The organism is Chlorobiota bacterium (assembly GCA_016710285.1).
Taxonomy (GTDB): Bacteria; Bacteroidota; Ignavibacteria; order OLB7; family OLB7; genus OLB7.
Genome location: JADJXR010000001.1, coordinates 937,152 through 952,737 on the forward strand (window position 1 = coordinate 937,152; position 15,586 = coordinate 952,737).

Genomic DNA, 15,586 nt, shown 5'->3' on the forward strand with positions numbered 1-15,586 from the left:
CTGCTCCGGATCACGCCGTGATTGTATTGGGCAGCCCCACCTCCCTGATAAAGCATCTGAACTATGACGCATATCATAGCTGCCCCACACCTTCAGCATATACCTTGTATCCTGAGTGCAGCCGTATCCTTAACGCATGAAGGATTTCTATGAAGCCGTTCCGCTTAACCGCCTACCTTCTGGAGCCACGGAATTGGTGGTTGCCGTTGCTGTTGATCTTCACCGTCAGCATTGCTGGGGTAACGATGATTGGGGTGCACACCTACACGGAGGCTCCTCCCATCGTAGATTTCACCACCCAGGATGGGAAGGTAGTTATTGAAGCAAAAGATATCACAGCGGGGCAGTTGGTGTTCCAGAAATATGGGCTGATGGATTATGGAAGCATGTTTGGCGATGGCGCAAATCGCGGGCCCGATTATACGGCCGAGGCTCTGCACCTAATCGCAGCGTACATGCGTGAATTTTACCAGCAGCAATCGGCAACCGTTCCGCCGGAAGAGCAAAAGCTGCTACGGCTTGGGATTGAAAAACGGGTGCAGCAGGAGATTAAGCGGAACACCTATTCCAGCCAAGCCCAGCGGATCGTCATCACCGAAGCCCAGGGCTACGCGGCCAAGCGGCTGGCCGATCATTACATCACCCAACTTCCCACCACCCGCACGGTCACCAACCCGGAAGAGATTCGTTCGCTCTCCTCGTTCTTCTATTGGGGGGCATGGGTTTGCGGTGCCGAACGCCCTGGCGAGACGTTCAGCTATACTCATAACTGGCCGTACGACCCTGAGGTTGGGAACACCCCCACCGCGCCAGTGGTGTTGTGGAGCATTATCGGGTCGTTCGGATTGATCATCGGGTTGGGTGTGGTGCTGTACTCCCATGGCTCATTGGACAAACTTTCTAGCGGAGCCTATACTTCGCATGCTCGTCCATTTCTTTCCACGGGGGATGTTGCTTCCTACGTTCCCCATCCGATCCAGCGTTCGGCATTTGCGTTCTTATATGTTGCGGTGATCCTGTTCGGATTGCAGGTGCTTGCTGGCATTCTAACCGTGCATGACTTTGTTGGGTTTGTCAACTTCTTTGGGTACGACATCTCAACTCTGCTCCCTGTTGTTATCACCAGAAGCTGGCACGTACAGTTATCGCTGCTTTGGATAAGTGCTTGTTGGATTGGCGGTTCGCTTTTTGTGCTGCCGATTATCGCCCCCAAGCAACCGCCTGGGCAACGTGCGTTGATCCGCAGCATCTTCGGCATCACCCTGCTGATGGTGGGGGGGATGATGGTGGGAATTTTCATGGGACCGCATGGCTTATTATCGGATGCATGGCACTGGTTTGGCCATCAAGGTTGGGAATATGTTGAGCTTGGAAAAACATGGCAGATTCTGTTGGCCGTGGTGCTTGTGTTGTGGTCCGTCACCATGTACCGCGGCTTGCGTCCGGCGTTTGTGAAAGGGAAACCGTGGGGGTTGCCGAACTGGATGGTCTATGCCACCGGAAGCATTATGGTGCTGCTGATGTCTGGGTTTATCGCACGCCCCGAGACCAATTTTGTGATTGCCGACTTTTGGCGGTGGTGCGTTATTCACATGTGGGCCGAGGCGTTCTTTGAGGTTTTCACAACTGTGCTGATCGGGTCGTTTATGGTGCTGATGGGGCTGGTTAGCAAGCAAGCCGCTATCCGCGTTATCTACATTGCCACACTGCTGTTCCTTGGGTCCGGCTTGCTTGGCATCTCCCACAATTTTTACTGGAATGCAAAGCCTGTTGGCACCATGGCATTGGGAAGCGTCTTTTCCACGCTTCAAGTAATTCCGTTGGTGCTGCTTACGTTGGAAGCATGGCGGTTTTCGCGGCTGCCCCGCATCCTGGAATCGGAATCACCACAGCCACATGCAGCCTTCGGCTTCCCGGACGTATTCCTGTTTTTGATTGGTGTGAACTTCTGGAATTTCTTTGGAGCAGGGGTTCTGGGCTTTATCATCAACCTTCCGATTGCCAACTACTACGAGCATGGAAGCTATCTAACCGTGAATCATGGCCATGCAGCATTAATGGGGGTGTATGGGAACTTAGCCCTTGCGGCGGTGCTCTTCTGCAGCCGTCTTGTGATGAAAGATCATGTCTGGCGCCCCCGACTGACCCGCATTGCCTTCTGGTCCATCAATATCGGGCTGCTGTTGATGGTGATTCTTGATCTGTTTCCGGTGGGGCTGTATCAGTTCCTGACGATTGTCGAACATGGCTTCTGGTACGCCCGCAGCGCGGAGTTTGTTGACGGAACCACCTTCCAAACGTTCACCTGGCTACGGATTGTTGGTGGTGCGCTTTTCACCCTGGGCGGGGTGATCCCGATTATCTGGCTTATCATGCACGGCCCACGCAACCTAAGGGCCGCCGGCACCCCCACGGTCTCCTTATCCTCCGAGCAGGAGTAGCACGGTTTTACGTAAGCCAGCCAACCCAGCAAAAATCTTTGCTGGGTTGGCTGGCCTCTACTTTAGGCGGCGTACTGCGCCCTCCAATCTGTTGGTAGAGTAAACTCTCCCCCCCTGCTGCTACTTCACCACCACTATCTGCCCCATCTTGCTGCTCCCTCCGCTTTGCAATCGGCAGTAGTAGGTTCCTGCTGGAAGGTCGCTTGCGTCCAGGGTGGCTTCGTGGGGTCCGGCGAGGAGCGTGCGATCCACCAGCGTGGCAACGCGGCGGCCTTCGCTGTCGAAGATGGAAAGCTCGATATGGCCACCGCCGCTGGTGAACGGAATCCGTGCCGTGGACCGCGTTGGGTTGGGGTATGCTGCCCCTACCGCAATCGCGGCTGATCCCCCCTGCTGCAACTCCGCACCGCTGCTGGTTCCCTTGATGATGGGAAGGATCGGGAAGTTGCGGAACAGCACTTTCTGCAATTCGCTGTCGGGCGCGCCAAACCAATCTTTCAGCAGGGAGGCATAGACCGCACGGAAGTCGTACTGCATCGGCAGGTTATCGTTCGGCGTTGGGTTGTTGGGGATGATTGGGTTGGCCCCCAAAATCCCTGGTATCACATTGGTGCCGAACACAATCAGCGGGGCCGCCGCGCCGTGATCGGTCCCGGCACTGCTGTTCGATTTTATCCTTCGCCCAAACTCGCTGAAGGTCATCCCCACCACCCGGTCCTCCAAACCGAGCAACCGCAGGTCGTCTTGGAATGCTTGAATCGCCACCGAAACTTGGCCGAGCAACGTCCCGTGCGGGACCGGGGTTCCGTTGCCGCCGTTGTTCTGGTTGGCGTGCGTGTCGAACCCGCCGATGTTCACAATGTAGATGCGGGTCTTCAGCCCACCGGCAATCAGTTTTGCCACGATCCCAAGCTGGTCGGCCAGGACGTTTTGGCGTGCCGCCGGATAGAGTTTTGATTTGTTCGTTGCTTTGTTGGCGGCGTTCCGCACCGGGGTTGCGAACAGCTGGATTTGCTGGCCAACCTGGCGGATGTAGTCAAGCTCATGCCCGGCGTTGCTGTCGGGCGCGGGGTCGTTGCCGGTTCCGTTGACGATGTTGTAGAACGACGTTGGGTCGCTGAACGCCATCCCCATATTGGCAACGTCGGTCTCCAGCGCGGTGCTGATTGTTGAGCCAATCTGGATTGCCAGCGGGTCCGGCATCTGCGCGTTCGGGTAGCCGGACGGGAAGCCGGGGAACTCCTCCTGCAAGTATCGCCCCAGCCATCCGGTGTTGGTGTACTGGTCGTAATCGCTGGCGGTCAGCCAGATGTCGGTGCTGCGGAAGTGGGAAAAGTCTGGATTTGGATAACCAACGCTTTGCACCACGCGCACTTTTTGCTGATCGTACATCGCCTTGATGCCGGTCATCTGCGGGTGAATTCCGGTGGCATCGGTGAGCTTTAAGATTTGGTTTTCGGCAATGGCGATGTTGGTGCGTGCGGCGTTGTAGCTGCCGTATTGGTCCAACGGAATGACGGTGTTCAACCCGTCGTTTCCGCCGTTCAGCTGCACCAGCACCAGCACGCGATCGGTATCAATGGCCGAGGCCGCCAGCGCGTCCAGCAGTGGCGTGCGGGCGTAGGCTTTCACGCCAAACCCGCCAATCGTGAACGGCAGAAGAGCAGCCGGGGCCGTTCGCTTCAGGAAGTCTCTACGTTTCATTGCTGTAAGTCCTTTTCTACGATTGATGTGAGCATGCCACTGTTACGAGAGCTGGTATTCCGCCATCGCCAGCAGATGTTTTATCATGGCTGATAGCTTTCCGGCAACGGCGTTCTTCTTTGAGTCGTTGGTTGGATCTTTCTGGTAATCCTCCCACTCCACTGTCCATTCGTAATCGGGCAATCCCGGGAGCAGCACGGCTTTTATCTGGTCGTGCTGGCGCGGGGTAATGGCGTTGGGGAACAGGAGCGTGGCGGATTCATCAATCAGCTTGCTCACGTCCGATGGGTCGCTGACGAAGCTGGTAATCTCAATCGGGTCAATCAGCAATGTGGCGTAGCCTTCGTCCAGCTTGTAGCCGTCGGTGGCAAGGTCGTTGGTGAACTTCACCCGTTTCTGCAACGTGTCGGCATTGATCCAGGCGCGGTGATAGACCGGTTCCTGCCAATATGCCGGCCATCCGGCAACGTTCGGATGCCCCATGATATCCGCCTGCATCGTGGCCATGGTGCGGCGCAGGGTCCGAAGCCCGAAATATTTGAAGTTGAGTTTATCGGGGTTCAAATCGGGGAAGGTGAACAGGCGCAGCGTCCCGATCACAAGGTCCACCGGGTTCTTAATCATGCAGCCCACATTTGCCGAATCGTAGAAGTGTGCACTGCTGAACAACGCCCGCAACACCGGGGCAACGTCGTAGTTGTTGCTTCGGAGCAGCTGGGCCATGGGCACAATCATGTTCTGCTCGGTCGCCGCATCAATCTGGTAATAGACAAACCAGCGGTAGAGTTTCCGGCAGAGGTAGAGCGCGGTTGCTTCCTGGTCGAAGATCATCCCCAACAACTCATCCAGCTCGGCCATTGCGCCGCTCTCGTTGCTTCGTCCGGCGATCACCTTCCCGCCGTAATTGGCCGAGAAGGTTTTGTTGCCGCTGTCGTGGTTCGCGGCGGTGAACTTGTGTTTGATCGCGCCGGTGTCGTCGCTGTAGCCGGTCAGCACCCGCGCGGCGGCTTTGATGTCCTCCTCGGTGTAGTTGGTGTAGTTCCCCGGGGCAATCTCGGCCCCTTTCCCAATGGTGAACAGCTCTTGCAGTTCGCGAGCGTAATTCTCGTTCGGGGTTCCTTTTTTGTTGGTGTTCCCGTTCAGATAGCGAAGCATCGCGGGGTCCAGCGTTACCTGTTTGGTGAGTTCCTTGCAGTTCCCAAGCGCGTGCTGGCGGAAGAGTGCGTTCTGGCGGTACATGTAGCGGGAGTCCTTCACCGAGGTCCAGCTTGAGACGAAATGGTTGTGCCAAAACAGGGTCATTTTTTCCCGCAGCGAGATTGCTTGGCTTAGCATCAGGTCGCACCACCAAGAGATGGTAAAGGCCAGGAAAGCGTTATCGCGTGAGGAGTTGTAGGCCGCTGTGGACCACGCGGTGGAGCCATTGGCATCGTTGTAATCGGGGGGTGGCGGGGGCTGCGGGCCGGGTTGCAACAGCAGGTCCACCGCCGTGCCGATCGTCATGGCGGCAACAGTGTCAATGTCCTGTTTGCGTGCCCCGAACATGGTCCGGCGCAGCAAATGGGCGGATTGTGCACGCCCCCAAGCCCCGGTGTACGGCTCAAGCCCGGTGCTAACGCGGTGGAACTGTGCGGTGGCTTTGCCGGAAGGCGCGTGCTTCGGCAAAACGCTTGCCACCCCGGGCGGAAGCCCTGCAAGGAATTTGCGGCGGTTCATACAGTGTTCCTGTGCTGAAATGTGTTGAACAGAGAGCGCGAGAGTTATGCCACGCAGAGCAGACGTTGCCGACGGGGGGGGATAGGGAAAGGGGAAGGAAGAAGCGTTGCAGCATCGCGGGCAACGGCCAGAACACCCCTTGCAACGCTGGGTTACAGTCTTGGGGAAAATGGGATCGGACCAGCAGCAGTGATGCCGTGCAGCGGCGGCTGGCGGTTACGCACTGTGGTTGAACAAGCCCGTACCCTGCGCCCCCGTAGCAATCCCCGCTTCCCCTTTTCCCCTATATTGCTGCCGGGCTACATAGCCTTAGGAGCATTTTTTCGCATGGCATCGAACAACAACTATCCGTATGGAAGGGACGGAGCGAATGGTTCCCAGCTTCCATCACGTTCGCAGCAATTTTCCCCCGCACGCCCGCAGCCGTACAACACCGACATGGTGCGGCTTCAGCGGACGCTTCGCGATGTGGATGAGAAGAAGAACCGCTTGCAGTGGTTGGATTACGTTGGCTTGCTTTGGCGTGGGAAGTGGATCATCCTTGCCTGCCTTCTTGTGATGGGGTCGCTGGCGGCGTGGTACACCTATTCGTTGCCGTTTATTTACGAGTCATCGTTGCAGATTCTGGTCAATGAAAAAGACCAAAGCATTGACCTTCTGAACAACCGCAACTACTGGTCCAACACCGACCGCGAGCTGAAGAAAGAGCTGCAAATTCTGACCTCACGACCCATCTATGAAAAAGCCGCACAACGATTACTGACGCTGCGTTACACCGACACGATCAGGCGGAAAACCGTGCTGCCAATGCTGGTTGCGGTTGAAGCAAAGTTGGGCACAGCCAGCCACAACCAAAGCAGCCAGGACCGCCACGCACGGCTGATTGATGAGGTGGTGGAAAGCCTGCATAAAATGATTGAAGTAAAGCCATCCAAAGATGCCGACATTATCCAAGTGATAACCCGCGCCGGCGACCCGCTGGAAGCAGCATTGGTGGCCAACACTTTTGCCGAGGTCTATATCAAGGATAACAAGGAACAGAACAGCCGCAAAGCCACGCAGATTCGGCAGTTCGTGGCCGACAAGATGGAAAAAGTGCGGGACTCGCTGGCGGTGATTGAACTCCGGTTGAAGGATTACCTAGAATCCAAAAACATTCTGGGCCTTGATATCCAGGCGCACGACTTGGTGCAGGCTAAATCGAAACTGGAGAACGATGCCTCGCAGACGCAAATCCAGATTTCTACGTTGTCGCGGAAACTGCAAGAAGCACGGCAGCAATACCAAGCGGTGGATAGCGGGTTTGCTACCGAGTTTGCTTCGGGCGATTGGGCCTACGCCTCGCAGCTTCAAACACAGATTGCCAGCCTGAAAACCCAGCGCGGCCTGATGCTCTCGGTCCCATTTGACGGAGCCAGCAAATTGGCATATGACCAAAAAGTAAAAACGCTGACCGAGCAGATGGAGATGCTGGAATCGCAGCTTGCGCCGGTGATCGCACGCCTGAAAAACTCCAACGTGGGAACCTTGCTCTCCACCACAAAACAAGGGGAGCTTCCCACCGCTCCGTTGGGGAACCTTCGCCAGCAAATTTTTGAAGATGAGATTGCCTTGCAGGCTTTGCGTGCACAAGGCGCAGCAATCAACGCGGCGCGGGCCCAGGTGAACGCGCAGATGTCGGCAGTGCCGCAACAGCAGATGGATGTTGGCCGGCTGGTGCGCGAGCAATCCGCCTCGGCAAAGATGTACGAGGATATGTTGGACGAGTACAACAAGAAAGTGCTGGAGGAGCAATCCGTCACCTCCACCGCACGCATTTTCGAGGATGCCCAGCCGGTGCTGAAACCGGTTAGCCCCAACCGCACGGCGAACATTCTTACCGGATGCTTTTTGGGCTTGGCAATCGGCGTGGGGATTGCCCTGCTGCTGGCCTACAGCGACACCACCGTCCACTCCCCCGATGACCTTGAGAAGCATGGGTTCACGGTGCTGACGGCAATCCCGCTTATCCCGGAAGGGATGTTGAATTATGAGATCATCAGCAACGACCCACTATCGGTGCGCTTAAATGGCAGGGCTTCCTCCCATCTTATCACCCATATCCAACCGAAAGCTCCTATCTCGGAATCGTACCGCTCGCTACGGACCGCGGTGCAGTTTGCGGCGATTGAGGAACCGGTGCGGAAGATTCTGGTGGCAAGCTCGGTCCCGCAGGAAGGGAAATCCACCACCAGCACCAATCTGGCAATCACCCTTGCCCAAAGCGGCGCACGGACGTTGCTGATTGACTGCGACCTTCGCCGCCCCACCCAAAATTCCGTCTTCGGATTCCCGCGCGAGCCGGGTTTGGTGAACTGCTTAATCGGAATGGCGCGGTTGGATGAGGCAATCCGCCCCAGCGGTATCCCCAACCTTGACATTCTAAGCTCAGGCTCAATCCCGCCAAACCCGTCGGAGCTGATCGGCTCGCGCCGGATGCGCGAACTGCTGAACGACTTGGAGAAGGATTACGACATGATCCTGATTGACTCCCCGCCGATAGGAGCCGTAACCGATGCCATGATCCTTTCGACGATGACCGACACGACGATTCTGGTGGTGCGGGCTCACAAAACGAAGATGGAGTTCTTGGAGAAATCACGCGAGGGGCTGGAGCGGGTAAACACACCCCTGCTTGGTGTGGTGCTGAATGACTTCGACGTGTCGCAGACCTACGGCTCGGCCTCGTACAAATACTACCGTTACTACCGCTACTACAACTACTACGGCGGGATGGAGGAGGAAGAGAGCAGCCGCCGGAAAGATCGCCGCGCAAAAGCGATTGCCAACGGGGAAGCTACCGAGAAGCAACCCAGGCTACATGGATAACGCCGAACCAGCAGGCGCATAGTGTGCTGGCAGGTGTATAAACAATCAATCGCCGCATAAAGCCTTCTTGCTTTATGCGGCGATTGTGTGATGAACGCTTGGTTTTATGATGACGACGCGTTGCCTGTTAGGCTGGGATTTCTGGCGAGGATTGAAGCTGCTGCGCGGCATACCCCTGAAGGTCCAGCAGCAGCGTGCGGCGGTGGCGGTCGGTGGTGTTCTGAAGTTCGGCATCAATGTAGCCAACCATCTGCTGCACCACGCGGACGTAATCGCCGCCGCGTTCAATCTGGCAATCAATAAATCCCTTAACGCATAGCAGCTTGTTCCGTTCGACACAGAGGTCAAGCACGCTTTTCCCTTTGGTAATCAACCGCTCCACCGATTGCGATGGGGGTTGGCCTTCGGAACCTTGCTCATAATCGTTCATACCGCTTTGACTCCTTTGTTCGCTCATTCCTATTTGTGCGCGGAAAGACGGTTGTTGGAAACCGCAGCGGGGGGCTTCGCCTGCTTGAACGCTTACGGCGAAACAATGAACCACGCTTGGTAGCGATATGGTTCCCGTTTCGCCGTCGGTTGCGTTCGCGTTGCTGTTACTCCATCTCGCGCGAGATGCGCAACTGGCGGCGGATTGCCTTCAAGCGCGCCATGCGGTTGTTGATTGAGGGCTTCGTAAAGGCCGTGCGGCGCTTGTACTCCTTAATCACCCCTGCGCGCTCATATTTTTTCTTGAAGCGGCGCAATGCGCGGTCAATGGACTCACCTTCTTGGATGGTCACTCCGATCAAGCTTTTTCACCTCCCTTTCGATCAAGATAAAATGTTCATGGAAATAAACGCTTGCGGTATCGTTGGGCAACGTTGTTGTTGAACCCTATCAGCTGCTATCATAAGACTTTTTTAGGATAGAGCCGCCGACCGACCGCAAGGTTCGGATATGCGTAAGGCTAAGCCGGCAATGCCGAATCAGGCCAGGTTTTCAATCAAGCGTTTTTCGCCAACCTTGTTGAAGGAAACCACAATGGCTTGCCCCCCTTTCGAGGTCAGTTCTTTGGAGACAACCGTGCCGACATCATCCCATGCCTTGTGGTAAATGGCATCGCCAACGGTGTAGATTTGGCGCGGGGAGTACGGGACGCAATCCTCCACGGCAACGGTAACTTCTTTCTTTGTGCTTCGCTTCTCCCCTTCCACCACCAGCATATCAATCATCATCGTGTGGTGGCATTTGGAGCACTTGGCCCAACGCTTTCCATCTTCTTGCCCTGCGGCCTCGCCCAACAGTTCGAACTTTGTTGGGTTGGCGCACAATTCACACATGTTGGCCAGTGTGATATACTTTGTTTGCTTTGCTCGACGTGCCATAAATCACTTTCATTTCATGAGCGGTAGGAACCCGAATGCTGCATTTCCATCCGGCAAAAACCCGTGGGTAACGGCAGGTCTGGAAGACAGCAACCGAAAAATTACCATTTTGCCGCTCACGGACAATGTGAGAGTCTGCAAGCCTTCCCCTTGCGCCGAAGCAATCCGCCGGAAACGGATTTGAGAATTGGCGATTCCGCGCCGCATTTTCGGTTTTCGGTTGGGGGCACACAATCAACAAATTCCTTTTTTAACCGGATGACAACGTACGCTATTCTGGCATTGCTGCTGCTGGCAGCCACGCAACACCCATCATTGGCGCAGGGGGATGCCGTTTCCCTCTCCCACAATACGGCGGCCCTTAGCGACACCGCCGCCAAACGCTCATTCGGCGCGCCGCTGACGCTGGACCCCGCCACGGCAATCACCGTTAGCGCGGCCATGCAGGACACCGCAAAGTTTGGCCAAACCGTTCTTGTGCACGGGACCATCACCGATGTCTGCATGAAAAAAGGATGCTGGCTGGTGGTGACCGACCAAGCCGGAACAATGCGCGTGACGTTCAAAGATTACGGCTTCTTTGTGCCGAAGAATGTGCACAACCGCACCGTGTACCTACAAGGCGTGGTGAAGCGCGAGGTGATTGAAGAAGACCTTGCCAAGCACTATGCCGAAGAATCGAACAAAGGACCGAAGCCGGAGGAGATTACCGGCCCACAAACCGTTATCACCATGGTGGCCGATGGCGTGGTGATTGTGGAGTAATCCGCCCCCCCAACGCCAGCGTCGCATCGTGCAACCTTTACCACACGCTGCCGAAGAAGCCCGCCCCATGAGTCAACCAAGCAAACCAGCCGTAGCAACCGCCATCACCCTGCCGCGATGGAGCCGTGCGGTCTCGATCGTGGCGATTGCGGTTGCCTGGGTCTGTGTGCTGCTGTATGACCTTCTCACGCTGAATTTCACCGACCCGTTAGATGCCGGGCATGGGTTCTTCCGCACACTGTTTCCGCTGGTTGGCTTTGTTCCCTTTGCTGCCCGATTGTTCCAGCCGGAGGATATCGCTACCGATGCCGAGGCCTACGAAACCTACACCAACATCACGCTGATTACCGCCATTGCTGGCGTATTCGGGCTGGTTGCGTATCTGCTGATTTTTACGTGGGAGGACTTCCGCCTTCTTTCCAATATCTGGGCCTTTATTGTTGGGCGATTGGTGGCATTGGTGGCCTACGTTGCCGTGCCGCTGGTGGCCGAAGGATTGCTGCGGCTGTATCGCTACCGCTCCAAATTGGCTCCTTCCAGAATTGCGCTTGGATATTCCTACGGCCTTGCGGTGCTGGTGATTATCCCCTTGTTCGTTGCCTTTTTTGGCAGCCTGCAAAATGTCCGCGAAGTGGCATATATGCTGAGCGGGTTGTTGGGCGTGATGGGCTTTTTGCTTTCGGTGCGGGGTGGTTGGATTGTGAACTTGCGGAAACGCCAAAAGCTAAAATTGCTCCTGTGGGCAATGGTTGGCGGCCTGGCCTGCCTGCCGCTAATGCCGGAAACAACCGAGCTGGCAGCGTCGCTCTATGGCTTCTTCCCGGGATTGCTCTCACTCACCTTCGGCATCATCATCTCGATGCTGGTGACGCAGATCACCGTGTTCTTCAACGCCATGCTTGCGCTCCCCACCGCCGAAGCGATTGACCGGCGGAACATCGAGGTTAGCTCGCTGGCAAACTTTGCGCGGCTGCTTACCCAATCGTTCGATAGCAACGAACTTACCGACACAGCAATCGCCATCACCTGCAGCGTTACCCGCAGCCAAGCTGCGTGGATCGAATTAGGGGAAGGCGCCACGCGCGAGCTGCTGTACGGCACTTCGCCGAAACTTCCGGCAGCCGTGGCCCAGGCCCTGATGGACGCACGTGCCACGCGCCAACACAGCATCAGCGAAGCGGTGCGGAACAATGAACGGGTGGAGATGATTGGCCAAACGGGGGAAGGGCGGTGGGCCTTGAAAAACGGAACAACCCGCGCCCTCCGCTCCGTTGCTGCCGCCCCGCTCCGCTCCGGAAACAAACTGATCGGAACGTTGTTTGTGGCAAAGGAGCAAGTGTTCGGGTTCGACCGCGAGCATCTGACAATCCTTGAGGTTGTGGCCCACCAGATTGCCCTTTCCATTGAGCAGTCGCGGCTTATCCAACAGTCGTTCGAGCGGGAGCGGTTCGAGCAGGAGATGCTGATTGCCCGCACGCTTCAGCAGCAATTGCTCCCCAAAACCATGCCGAACAGCCTGTTCCACGAGATCCATGCCGAATCGGAGCCGGCCAGCATCGTTGGTGGCGATTATTACGACACCATCGCCTTCAGCGACCACACGATCGGGATTGTGGTTGGCGATGTTTCCGGGAAAGGGGCAAGCGCCGCGCTCTACATGGGCATGGTGAAGGGGATCGTCCAAGCCTTCTCCGGCGAGTGCGCAACCCCAAAAGAATTTCTGATAAAAGTGAACCACGCGCTGCACGGGACCATTGACCACCGCTGGTTCGTCACGATGACCTGCGCCCAGATCATTGACGAAGAACGGACGTTGCGGATAGCCCGCGCCGGCCATTGCCCCACGCTAGTGCTGCAACAGGGAAAGGCGTGGTTCGCAAAATCGCCAGGGATAGGGTTGGGCATAGCCAAGCCCGCATTGTTCCAGCGAACATTGCAGGAGGAAGTGGTGAAGTTTATGGTGGGGGATTATGCTATCTTTTTCAGCGACGGGCTTCCCGAAGCACGCAATCCACAAGGGGATGAGTTGGAGTATGAACGATTGCGGGCGATTGTGGAACGCGCCGCCGCCGCGCAGCCATCGGCCCAAGAAATGCGTGATGCAATCTTCGAAGGAATCAATAAGTTTACCGACGGCGAAAGCCTTGTGGACGACACCACGTTGGTGGTGGTGCGGTGGCGGTAGCGATGCGGCAGTTCTTCAGAATGAACATTTTTCCTCCCAACAGCAACACAATGAACCAGTTTACGATAGCCACACGCGATAACCCTCCGGTCCAGGTTGTGGACCTGAACGGATATCTGGATGCGCACACCGCACCGCAGCTTGAACAAACCTTGCAGCGGTTGGTAAGCGACAAGAACTACAACATCATTGTCAATTTCCGGGACCTCACCTATATCTCAAGTGCCGGGCTGGGGGTCTTCATGGCGTTTATTGAAGACGTTCGCGGCAACCAAGGGGATATCAAGTTGGCAGGGATGTCGCCAAAGGTCTATAACGTCTTCGACTTGCTTGGGTTCCCGATGCTGTATGAGATTTATGACGACGAGCACCAAGCACGGCAGCAGTTTATCGAGCGTAATGAAGCGATTGGCTAACAGCAGAATGCAGAACAAGCCCGACCATACCACCATCTGCTTCCGGCAAGACGTTCCCACACGCACCGAAGAGCTGCACCATATCCGCCAGGTTGTGGAAGCCGAAGCCCTACGGTTCGGATTCGATGAGCAGACCGCTTTCCAACTTGCACTGGCCGTTGACGAAGCCTGCACCAACATCATCAAACACTCCTACGGCGGCGACCCCTCGCAGTCGTTCGAGTTCGAGATTAGCACGGCGGATGATTCGTTCGTGATCTCCCTTACCGATCGCGGAAAAACCTTCAACCCCAAAGGGCTGCCGCAGTTGGATATGCAGCGGTATTTCGAGCAGATGCGGCGTGGCGGTTTGGGGGTCCATATCATCCATCTGGTGATGGACGATGTTGATTACACCACCGCCACCAACCACAGCAACCTACTCCGGATGATTAAGCATTTGCAGGAAGAATAGCCGTGGCGGCATCGGCCAAGCAGCTATTGCCCCGCAGTATTCACCCCGCCTTCTCCCTCCCCTTCTTCCGCTCGGGCATCCTCTCTCCCGCCTCCAATTTCACCCGTCTCCAATCTCAGGCTCTATCTTTCTCCCTCGTTAATCATACTCCCTCAACTCAGGAAACCGCCACGCGGTGAAGGCAACCAGCGCGACGGTAGCAATGCCACCAATCACCACCGACATTGGCGCGCCAACCGCTGCGGCAAGCAATCCAGCCTCCATGTTCCCAAGCTGTGGACCGCCCATGAAAAAGATCATGTTCACCGAAGTCATCCTGCCACGGATGTGATCGGGGGTGAACAGCTGGCGGATGGAAACACGCAGCACCGTGCTGATGGAATCCCCCACCCCCACCAACCCAAGCATCAGCAACGACAGCCAGAAATCTTGCGAGAACCCATAAATGGCCGTTGCAGCACCATACGCCGCCACCGACCAAAGCAGAACCCACCCCTTCCTCCGTATCTCACCCAGCGACGAGATTGCAACCCCCGCAAGCAGCGAACCCACCGCTTCGGCAGCGTACAGAATCCCTAACTCCTCGGGTCCAACGTGCAACACCTCGCGCGCGAACACCGGCAGCAACGCCGTGGCCGATGAGAAAAACGTGGCGAAGAAATCAAGAAGCATGGTGGAGTAAATCATCCGGGCGCGGCGGACGAACTTCAGCCCTTCGGTCATTGCCGCAATGCTTATCTGGGGGCGCTGGGCGGTGTGCTGCTCCACAACGCGCATCAGCAGCAGCGCGGCAATCACTGCAAGGAAGGTGGCGGCGTTCGCCCAATAGACCCCTTCCACCCCCAGCTGCCCAATCAGCACCCCAGCCAGCGCCGGGCCGATAATCATTCCGGCTTGGAACATGGTGGTGTTCAGGCTGACCGCGTTCGGAAGATGCTCGGGGGGGACAAGGTTGGGGATCAATGCTTGGCGCGCAGGATTGTCGAACGCCGCCGCCGCTGCGGTGATGCCGGTCAGCCCAAGAATGATCCAGGAGTGAGTCCACGGGTCAAGGCTTCCGTTGCCAACCAGCGTCACCACGCCAAGCCCAATCGCTGCGGCCATCATCAGGCTTTGGGTGATGAACATGATGCCCCGGCGATTCCGTGCATCGGCAACAACACCGCCAATCAGCGCAAAAACCACAATGGGAACGAACCGCACCAATCCCACCAACGCCAGCATGGTTTTGGAGCGGGTAAGCGCGTCAATCTGGTAGAAGATTGCCACGTTCTGCATCTGCGACCCGGCAATGGAAACCATCTGCCCCAACCAGAGCAACCGGAAATCGCGATGTGTGAGCGCGGGAAAGCGCCGGAACAGAAAGGAGGAAGGATCGGTTGGCATGATGGATTTAGCGCGTCCGCCCGGCGTAGGTGCAGTTCCCCTGGTGCGAGCACTCGCCGCAGTTGGTGTGCTCGCTTAACGGAACCACGCCAAAACAACGCGGGCAACGGTCGTTCATCGGGTTGATAATTGAGTAGCCACAGGTGGGGCAGTGGCGGGCCTCAAGCTCCAATTTCTGCTCCAACGTCAGCGCGGCATTTCCATTCAGCACCGGAATGGAGATTGGCCCCGGGAGCGGGGTGATCGGTTCTTTTTTTTTGCCGAACATCGTTGCGTTCCTTCGT

The 15,586-nt window shown here is 56.6% G+C and carries 13 protein-coding genes; 6 read left to right on the forward strand and 7 right to left on the reverse strand.

Annotated features, from left to right (window positions below; genetic code table 11):
- Positions 1-149: 149 nt before the first annotated feature.
- Positions 150-2,441, forward strand: a complete 2,292-nt coding sequence (locus IPM61_03320) for a cbb3-type cytochrome c oxidase subunit I (protein MBK8910335.1) — start codon at positions 150-152, stop codon at positions 2,439-2,441.
- 120 nt (positions 2,442-2,561) lie between these two features.
- Here IPM61_03320 and IPM61_03325 read toward each other — a convergent pair whose 3' ends face one another.
- Both IPM61_03325 and IPM61_03330 read right to left on the reverse strand, forming a co-directional pair.
- The gene (locus IPM61_03325) at positions 2,562-4,145 is read right to left on the reverse strand and encodes a DUF1501 domain-containing protein (protein MBK8910336.1); all 1,584 of its coding nucleotides are present in this window, start codon (positions 4,143-4,145) and stop codon (positions 2,562-2,564) included.
- A gap of 42 nt (positions 4,146-4,187) precedes the next feature.
- The gene (locus IPM61_03330; GenBank protein ID MBK8910337.1) at positions 4,188-5,861 is read right to left on the reverse strand and encodes a DUF1800 domain-containing protein; all 1,674 of its coding nucleotides are present in this window, start codon (positions 5,859-5,861) and stop codon (positions 4,188-4,190) included.
- A 327-nt stretch (positions 5,862-6,188) separates the two neighbouring features.
- On the opposite strand from IPM61_03330, the gene IPM61_03335 reads away from it, so the two are divergent.
- A complete protein-coding gene (locus tag IPM61_03335) occupies positions 6,189-8,729 on the forward strand; it encodes a polysaccharide biosynthesis tyrosine autokinase (protein MBK8910338.1) in 2,541 nt (846 codons plus the stop codon).
- A 127-nt stretch (positions 8,730-8,856) separates the two neighbouring features.
- Here the strand turns inward: IPM61_03335 and IPM61_03340 are convergent, their stop codons facing one another.
- The 3 genes from IPM61_03340 to IPM61_03350 form a co-directional block, all read right to left on the reverse strand.
- The gene (locus tag IPM61_03340; GenBank protein MBK8910339.1) at positions 8,857-9,159 is read right to left on the reverse strand and encodes a hypothetical protein; all 303 of its coding nucleotides are present in this window, start codon (positions 9,157-9,159) and stop codon (positions 8,857-8,859) included.
- A gap of 166 nt (positions 9,160-9,325) precedes the next feature.
- The gene (gene rpsU, locus IPM61_03345) at positions 9,326-9,520 is read right to left on the reverse strand and encodes a 30S ribosomal protein S21 (protein MBK8910340.1); all 195 of its coding nucleotides are present in this window, start codon (positions 9,518-9,520) and stop codon (positions 9,326-9,328) included.
- A 177-nt stretch (positions 9,521-9,697) separates the two neighbouring features.
- Positions 9,698-10,096, reverse strand: coding sequence for a hypothetical protein (locus tag IPM61_03350; protein MBK8910341.1), 399 nt, complete (start codon positions 10,094-10,096; stop codon positions 9,698-9,700).
- Between the two features lie 258 nt (positions 10,097-10,354).
- On the opposite strand from IPM61_03350, the gene IPM61_03355 reads away from it, so the two are divergent.
- The 4 genes from IPM61_03355 (at position 10,355) to IPM61_03370 (ending at position 13,916) form a co-directional block, all read left to right on the forward strand.
- Complete coding sequence (locus IPM61_03355) at positions 10,355-10,861, forward strand: DUF4920 domain-containing protein (GenBank protein MBK8910342.1); 507 nt, start codon at positions 10,355-10,357, stop codon at positions 10,859-10,861.
- A 67-nt stretch (positions 10,862-10,928) separates the two neighbouring features.
- Positions 10,929-13,046 carry a SpoIIE family protein phosphatase gene (locus IPM61_03360; GenBank protein ID MBK8910343.1) on the forward strand — a complete coding sequence of 706 codons (2,118 nt, stop codon included), beginning with the start codon at positions 10,929-10,931 and terminating at the stop codon, positions 13,044-13,046.
- Positions 13,047-13,096: 50 nt separating this feature from the next.
- Complete coding sequence (locus IPM61_03365) at positions 13,097-13,462, forward strand: STAS domain-containing protein (protein ID MBK8910344.1); 366 nt, start codon at positions 13,097-13,099, stop codon at positions 13,460-13,462.
- Between the two features lie 7 nt (positions 13,463-13,469).
- Positions 13,470-13,916 carry an ATP-binding protein gene (locus tag IPM61_03370; GenBank protein ID MBK8910345.1) on the forward strand — a complete coding sequence of 149 codons (447 nt, stop codon included), beginning with the start codon at positions 13,470-13,472 and terminating at the stop codon, positions 13,914-13,916.
- A gap of 138 nt (positions 13,917-14,054) precedes the next feature.
- Here the strand turns inward: IPM61_03370 and IPM61_03375 are convergent, their stop codons facing one another.
- Together IPM61_03375 and IPM61_03380 are read right to left on the reverse strand one after the other, a co-directional pair.
- A complete protein-coding gene (locus IPM61_03375; GenBank protein MBK8910346.1) occupies positions 14,055-15,302 on the reverse strand; it encodes an MFS transporter in 1,248 nt (415 codons plus the stop codon).
- A gap of 7 nt (positions 15,303-15,309) precedes the next feature.
- Positions 15,310-15,570 carry a hypothetical protein gene (locus tag IPM61_03380; GenBank protein MBK8910347.1) on the reverse strand — a complete coding sequence of 87 codons (261 nt, stop codon included), beginning with the start codon at positions 15,568-15,570 and terminating at the stop codon, positions 15,310-15,312.
- Positions 15,571-15,586 lie beyond the last annotated feature (16 nt).

Coding starts and splice junctions, on each gene's coding strand:
- IPM61_03330 (MBK8910337.1), bottom strand. CDS start 5,861: ATGAACCGCCGCAAATTCCTTGCAGGGCTTCCGCCCGGGGTGGCAAGC.
- IPM61_03350 (MBK8910341.1), bottom strand. CDS start 10,096: ATGGCACGTCGAGCAAAGCAAACAAAGTATATCACACTGGCCAACATG.
- IPM61_03340 (MBK8910339.1), bottom strand. CDS start 9,159: ATGAACGATTATGAGCAAGGTTCCGAAGGCCAACCCCCATCGCAATCG.
- IPM61_03355 (MBK8910342.1), top strand. CDS start 10,355: ATGACAACGTACGCTATTCTGGCATTGCTGCTGCTGGCAGCCACGCAA.
- IPM61_03370 (MBK8910345.1), top strand. CDS start 13,470: ATGCAGAACAAGCCCGACCATACCACCATCTGCTTCCGGCAAGACGTT.
- IPM61_03380 (MBK8910347.1), bottom strand. CDS start 15,570: ATGTTCGGCAAAAAAAAAGAACCGATCACCCCGCTCCCGGGGCCAATC.
- IPM61_03375 (MBK8910346.1), bottom strand. CDS start 15,302: ATGCCAACCGATCCTTCCTCCTTTCTGTTCCGGCGCTTTCCCGCGCTC.
- IPM61_03360 (MBK8910343.1), top strand. CDS start 10,929: ATGAGTCAACCAAGCAAACCAGCCGTAGCAACCGCCATCACCCTGCCG.
- IPM61_03325 (MBK8910336.1), bottom strand. CDS start 4,145: ATGAAACGTAGAGACTTCCTGAAGCGAACGGCCCCGGCTGCTCTTCTG.
- IPM61_03335 (MBK8910338.1), top strand. CDS start 6,189: ATGGCATCGAACAACAACTATCCGTATGGAAGGGACGGAGCGAATGGT.
- IPM61_03365 (MBK8910344.1), top strand. CDS start 13,097: ATGAACCAGTTTACGATAGCCACACGCGATAACCCTCCGGTCCAGGTT.
- IPM61_03320 (MBK8910335.1), top strand. CDS start 150: ATGAAGCCGTTCCGCTTAACCGCCTACCTTCTGGAGCCACGGAATTGG.